The 5205-nt window shown below is 68.0% G+C and carries 4 protein-coding genes; all 4 read left to right on the top strand.

The annotated features are described in order from the left end of the window. The first annotated feature begins 491 nt into the window (after positions 1–491). Genes ACFV15_RS47710 through ACFV15_RS47725 form a run of 4 tightly spaced genes read left to right on the top strand, consistent with a single transcriptional unit; the run spans position 492 to position 5043 of the window. A complete protein-coding gene (locus ACFV15_RS47710; protein WP_378360114.1) occupies positions 492–1787 on the top strand; it encodes an extracellular solute-binding protein in 1296 nt (431 codons plus the stop codon). After that, positions 1784–2770, top strand: a complete 987-nt coding sequence (locus tag ACFV15_RS47715; protein WP_378360115.1) for a carbohydrate ABC transporter permease — start codon at positions 1784–1786, stop codon at positions 2768–2770. Before ACFV15_RS47710 ends, ACFV15_RS47715 begins: the two co-directional genes overlap by 4 nt. Further along, on the top strand, positions 2767–3597 hold the full coding sequence (locus ACFV15_RS47720) for a carbohydrate ABC transporter permease (protein WP_378360117.1): 831 nt from the start codon (positions 2767–2769) through the stop codon (positions 3595–3597). The genes ACFV15_RS47715 and ACFV15_RS47720 overlap by 4 nt, the downstream gene beginning before the upstream one ends. A gap of 3 nt (positions 3598–3600) precedes the next feature. Further along, positions 3601–5043, top strand: coding sequence for a glycoside hydrolase family 3 protein (locus tag ACFV15_RS47725; protein ID WP_378360119.1), 1443 nt, complete (start codon positions 3601–3603; stop codon positions 5041–5043). Positions 5044–5205: the final 162 nt, after the last annotated feature.

Here is a 5205-nt window from a genome sequence, read left to right on the forward strand (position 1 = left end):
GCTGCTCCATCGTCATCGGCCGCCGCTGGGCAGCACACACCGCCGACCTCTACTGGCAAGGCGACCGCGTCACCATCATGATCAACGACACGGTCATCCGCCAGCTCACCCTCAGCAGATCAGTACGCTATCAACCACTGACCAGCCAGAAACTGTCCGGAAAGTCCTGACACACATCTGTCTGTGAAGTCCTGAAACAGGACAACCGGTTAGAACCGGTCATACCACTCACGACCCCTTCTGGTTCGGGGAAGGTTTCTTGCCCGAACCATGTTGCCACCGACCGGTCTCCGGTGGCACTTCGTCGACGCTTCCCCGATACCGTCCCTCTTCGTGAGCATCTGGTGACATAAAGCGAGAAAAGCTGTCTTCTTTGCAACGTCCAGGCAACGGCCTTGACAGTTGCTGTGGTACGTACCACTCTCGCCGCATTGGTCTACACCATTTTTGGCCGCCCGGCCGGTAGCCGGGCATCGAAAGGACGGCAACGAGTGAAGCGCTGGCTCAAGCTTGCGGCGGGTATCGCCGCCACCACTCTCGCGGCCGCGGGCTGTGCCGGATCCAGTGGCACCGACGCGGGCAATCAGTCGAGCGCGCCGCCCAAGGACGGGACGATCACGGTCTGGCTGATGACCGGCACCGCCCCCGATTCCATGAGCGCCGCGCTGCACAAGGATTTCGAAGACGCGCACCCCGGGGTCAAGGTCAAGTACGAGATCCAGCAGTGGAAGGGCATCCAGGAGAAGCTCACCGCCGCGCTGGCCAGTGACAGCCCGCCGGACGTGATCGAGGTCGGCAACACCCAGACGCCGTTCTTCGCCGCGCAGGGCGTGTCGGCGGACCTCTCCGGCTCCGTCGCGGACTTCAACGGCCCCCAGTGGCTCGCGGGCCTCAAGGCCTCCGGCGAGTACGACGGCAAGACCTACGGTGTGCCGTTCTACGCCGCCAACCGTGAGGTGATCTACCGCAAGGACATGTTCGAGCAGGCGGGCATCACCGCTCCGCCGACCTCGCGCGCGGAGTGGCTCGACGCCATCACCAAGCTCAAGGCCAAGTTCGGCAGCGACCCCGACTTCCAGCCGCTGTACCTGCCCGGCCAGTACTGGTACGCGCTGCTCTCGTTCCTCTGGGACGACGGCGGTGACGTCGCCAAGGCCGACGGCAAGAAGTTCAAGTCGACGCTGGACAGCGCCGGTTCCAAGGCGGGCATCGAGTTCTACAAGCAACTGGTCGAGACCTCCGGCACGAAGGCACCGAAGGACAACGACGAGGCCACCCCGCAGCAGGCCACCATCTACGGTGCAGGCAAGGTCGCCATGTTCATCGGCGCGCCCTACGAGGTCGCCACGGCCGCCAAGACCGACCCGAGCCTGAAGGACAAGTCGGGCGCGTTCCCGATCCCGAGCAAGACCGCCGGCCAGACCGCGCCGGTGTTCCTCGGTGGCTCGAACCTGATGGTCCCGCTGAACAGCAAGAACCAGCAGCTGGCCAAGGACTACATCAAGCTCATGTGCTCCGCGAAGTACCAGGGCGAGCTCGTCAAGGCCGGTTACGTGCCCGGCGCCTCCACCGACACCAGCGGCCTCGACGCCGACCCGCTGGCCAGCGTGATGGCCAAGGCCTCGAAGAACGGCCGCGCCGTGCCGGCCAGCCCGAAGTGGGGCGAGGTCGAGTCCGGCCAGAACCCGCTGAAGGACATGCTGACCGCGTACCTGACCGGCAAGAAGACGCTGGACCAGGCGACCGCCGACGCCAACGCCGCGCTCGACAAGATCATCGGCGGATGACCTCGACCAAGGAAGCGCCGGTGCCGGCGGGGGCGACCCCGCCGGCACCGGCGCGTGCCGAGCGCCCGGTGGCACGACGGCGTGGCCGGTTCGGCCCGAAGACCGTGCCGTATCTGCTGATCCTGCCAGCGCTGATCGCCATCCTCGTGCTGCTGGGCTGGCCGACGCTGCAGCTGTTCGCCATCAGCCTGCGCAAGCTCGACCTCGGCGAGCTCGTCCGCGGCCAGATGGTCTGGATCGGCTTCGACAACTTCACCACCACGCTGACCGACCCCGAATTCTGGGAAGTCACCGTGCGGACGCTGGTGTTCACCGCCGCGCTGGTGATCGCGACCTTGCTGGCGGCGTTGTTCGTGGCGTTGCTGATGCGCCATCTCGGGCCGGTCGTGCGGATCATCCTGCAGGTGACGCTGGTGCTCGCCTGGGCGGTGCCGGTGATCGCGACCACCACGGTCTTCCAGTGGATCTTCGATCAGCAGTACGGGATCCTCAACAAGACGCTCGACAAGCTCGGGTTCGACGGCTTCATCGGCTACTCGTGGTTCTCCACCGGCACCAGCACGCTGACGGTGATCGGCCTGCTGATCCTCTGGCAGGCGGTGCCGTTCGTCGCGTTCACGCTCTACGCCGGCCTGCTCGGCGTGCCGCAGGAGCAGTACGAGGCGGCCTCGATGGACGGCGCGAGCCCGTGGCAGACCTTCTGGGCGGTCACCTGGCCCTCGATCCGGCCGATCCTGACCATGGTCACCTTCCTGTCGGTGCTGTGGGACTTCAAGGTGTTCGGCCAGGTGTGGGCCGTGCGCCAGGGTGGCCCCGACGGTGGCAGCACGACGTTGCCGATCTACCTGTATCTCAAGGGTGTGGCAGGCAGCCACTTCGGCGCCGCCGCCGCGATCGCCGCGCTGATGCTGCTGGTGCTGGTCGCGCTGACCGCCAGGTACATCCAGCTGCTGGTGCGCACGAAGGAGGCCGACATCTCATGAGGAAGTCACTTCCGGCCAGGCTGGGCCTGTCCGCCGTCGGCCTGCTCGTGGCGTTGCTGTTCTTCTTCCCGACGTACTGGATGTTCACCACGGCGCTGAAGACGCCCGGCGAGGTCCTGTCGCCGAAGTACGACCTGATCCCGTTCTCCGCGACCGTGGAGAACTTCACGTCGGCGCTGACCAAGCCGGGTTTCCTGACGTACCTGACGAACAGCCTGATCGTCACGGTCGGCGCCGTGCTCTGCGCACTGGTCGCCGGTGTGCTCGCCGCCGTGCCGCTCTCGCGGTTCAAGTTCCGCGGCCGCAAGGGATTCCTGCTGCTGGTGCTGGTCGCGCAGCTGGCGCCGGTCGAGGCGCTGTTCATCCCGATGTACCTGCTGATGCGGGACGCCGGGCTGCTCAACACACTGCCGTCGCTGCTGCTGATCTACTTCGTGACGACGCTGCCCTTCACCATCTGGATGCTCTACGGGTTCGTCAACGGGATCCCGTACGAGCTCGAAGAAGCGGCGATGATCGACGGCTGCAGCCAGGCGGGCGCGTTCCGCAGGGTCACGCTGCCGCTGCTCGGGCCGGGCCTGGTCACGACGTCGGTGTTCAGCTTCATCACCGCGTGGAACGAGTTCCTGTTCGCGCTGGTGTTCATGCGGGACAAGGACAAGCAGACGCTGCCGGTGTGGCTGTCGTCGTTCAAGACCGCGTTCTCCATCGACTGGGGCGGCATCATGGCCGCGTCGGCCATCTACGCGGTGCCCGCGCTGATCTTCTTCCTGATCGTGCAACGCAAGCTGGTGTCCGGCATGACCGCCGGCGCGGTGAAGGGATAGCGGTTGTCGTCACCAGAGAAGCTCGCCGAATCCGTTCTGCTGCCCGGTTTCGCGGGCACCACGGCCCCGGACTGGCTGCGCCGCCGCCTCGGTGAGGGCCTCGGCGGCGTGGTGCTGTTCGGCCGCAACGTGGTCGACGACCACCAGGTCGCCGCGCTCACCGCCGGTCTGCGCTCGGAGCGGTCTGACGTGGTCATCGGCATCGACGAGGAAGGCGGTGACGTCACCAGGCTGGACGTCGCCACCGGCTCGTTCGTGCCTGGCCCGCTGGCGCTCGGCGCCGCGGACGACCCCGAGCTGACCACGTCGGTCGCGGCCGCGCTCGGTGAGCGCCTCGCCGCGTGCGGCGTGACGGTCAACCTCGCGCCGTGCGCGGACCTGACGCTGGCGGCGGAGGACCCGGTCATCGGCGTCCGCGCCTTCGGTTCGGACCCCGTGCGGGCGTCGGTGCACGTCGCGGCCTACGTGACCGGGTTGCAGAAGTACGGTGTCGCGGCCTGCGCCAAGCACTTCCCCGGCCATGGCGCGGCCACCGAGGACTCCCACGTGGCGTTGCCGGTACTCCCGCGCACCGAGGAGGAGTTGCGCGAGATCGAACTCGTCCCGTTCCAGGCGGCCATCCAGGCCGGGGTGCGGTCGATCATGACCGGCCACCTGGTCGTCCCCGCGTGGGGCGAACTCCCCGCGACGCTCAACGCGCGCGCGTTGACCGGCGTACTGCGCGACGAGCTGGGCTTCACCGGCGCGGTCATCACGGACGCGCTCGAGATGGGCGCGGTGTCGGGGGAGTACGGGCGGCAGGACGGCCTCGGCGAGGCCGCGGTCCGCGCGCTCGCGGCAGGCGCCGACGCGTTGTGCATCGGCGGCGCGGCCTTCGACGCGGAGGTGCTCGACCGGATCACGGCGACGATCGTGGCGGCGGTGACCTCGGGCGAGCTTTCCCTGGAGCGCCTGGCCGAAGCCTCGTCGCGCACGGCCGCGCTGGCTTCGGAACCCGCTTCGGCGGAGATCACGCCGGTCGACTACCGGCTCGGACTGGAGGCGGCGCGCAAGGCGTTGCGGGTCCAGGGCGAGCCCCGGCTGACCGGCGCACCGCTGGTCGTGGACATCCAGACGGAGCCGAACATCGCCGCCGGGCCGATGCCCTGGGGACTCGGCGCGTTGCTGAGCGACCTGGTGCCGGGGACGCGGGCGCTGACCGTTTCCCCCGGCGACGTCGACTCGGTTCTCGCTGCGGCGCCTGGGTTTTCCAGCGTCGTGGTGGTGACTCGCGAAGCGCACCGGCACACCGCGGTGCGGTCGATGCTCGAGGTTTTCCGTACCTCGGTGCCCGGCTTGATCCATGTCGAGACCGGCGTCCCCGGCCCTGCCACCGAGGGGGCCCGCATCGACACCTTCAGCGGCTCCCACGTGAGCCTGCGCGCGGCCGCGGAGTACCTGGCCTGACGGAGTCGTGAGCGTTGCGGCCGGTTCTATTGTGCGGAAAGCCGAATGTGGCTGGCTGGTGAGGGATTCCTTCACCAAGTCCGGCGGGGTGCCCGTAAGCCTCGGGCGGGCTTGAAGTGAGGGGGCCGTTGGGTGCGTAGTACGCACTCGGGGGCCCCCTCG

Origin of the sequence: Amycolatopsis sp. NPDC059657, assembly GCF_042734395.1 — a bacterium.
GTDB lineage: Bacteria > Actinomycetota > Actinomycetes > Mycobacteriales > Pseudonocardiaceae > Amycolatopsis.